1 protein-coding gene is annotated in these 1,429 nt (G+C 36.2%); it reads right to left on the bottom strand.

Annotation, left to right across the window (positions count from 1 at the left end):
- A protein-coding gene (locus tag H9636_RS18930; protein ID WP_191709101.1) for an IS3 family transposase occupies positions 1 to 1,323 on the bottom strand; the annotation gives its coding sequence in 2 pieces (ribosomal slippage) (positions 1 to 945 and positions 945 to 1,323; 1,324 coding nt annotated over the 2 pieces). This gene is flagged as partial in the annotation.
- Between the last annotated feature and the right edge of the window lie 106 nt (positions 1,324 to 1,429).

The raw sequence follows: 1,429 nt of genomic DNA on the forward strand, positions 1-1,429 counted from the left end.
CGATTAGATGGCTTCGGTATGCTACCGGAGTCATCTTCTTTAATGTCCATTGTTTTCTTGCAGTATTGTAGTAATCCATATAATTTTCTACTATGTATTTCAAATCTTTTAAGCTCTCAGCTTCTTTGTAATCAACTTCATCTTTAAAGTGCCCGAAGAATGATTCCATCGGTGCGTTATCGAGACAGTTTCCTCGTCGTGACATGGATTGAAGGAGACCCATTTCTTTCACACGCTGTTGGAAATCAGGGTGTGTATAATGAAAGCCTTGATCGGAATGTATCATCGCCTCTGGATGTAGGTTATCATTTATAAATTCTTCTAACTTTTTTAATGTACGGCTGACAATATCCATCTTTAGACTCGTAGATAATTCATATGCCACAATCTCTCTTGTAGCTACATCTTTAACACATGATAAATAGGCAGTTTGTCCACTTCCATATTGTAGATAGGTGATATCAGTTAAGAATACTTTACCAGGCTCATCTTGTTTAAACTGGCGATTTAAATGATTAGGTACTTGGCGATGCACTTCAGTTGCCTTCGCTAATGTACGATAAGGATTGGCACGTCTCACTTTTGAATACAAATTGAATTTGCTCATTAAACGTAATATCTTCTTGTGATTCATTGGGGTTACTAGTAATTCTGTTAAAGTCATATAAAATCCACGATAACCTATTTTTCCATTTGAGGCTTCATAAATATCCTTCAATAATAAATAATCTTGATAGTCTGCTTCATCACGTAGTACTTGCTTTCCATTGTTCTGAAGCCATTTATAATAGCCACTTGGACTAACATTCGCTATTTTACAAAGATAACGAGTCATATTTTTTAATTGATACAGACGAATCGTTTCATTAATTGCCTGATATTTCTCGCTTGGCTTTAGATTCGTTTCTTCTTCGCCTGCCTTTCCATTTCTTCGAGCTTTTTTAGGAGCGTAAGCTCCGCCTCTAATAATCGAATACGCGCTTCTGCTTTTTCTAATTTCTTTTCAGCTGACAAGTGTTCAGCCTTTGGCCGACCAGAACTTGCTTTTCCTCGTCGTTCCTCTAAAAATCCTGATTCTCCAAGTGTTTGATAGGTTTTACGCCAGCGTGCAAGGGAACTTTGAGCTTTCTTTAGACCAATAATTTCTAAATCAAACCCAGCTTCATTGAAGATCTGAGCTGGTCCTTTTCCTAATTGATTTTCCTTAACCGCTTTTATTTTAAATTCGGCTGTATATTGGATGGCGCGATCTGATACTGATGCAACATTTTGGTTTGTTTCTAATAGTCTACGTTGATGTTCATTAAAAATTATCTTACTCATAAAAATTCTCCCGTTCATAAATAGTATGTTAAGTATAACGGGGTAGTTCATTGAAGAAAATAGAAAAACCCCGAATAGGTCCACTTTTTTTAAAGTGTCCACTATT

It is taken from the genome of Ureibacillus galli (genome assembly GCF_014836845.1).
In the GTDB taxonomy this organism is placed as follows: domain Bacteria; phylum Bacillota; class Bacilli; order Bacillales_A; family Planococcaceae; genus Ureibacillus; species Ureibacillus galli.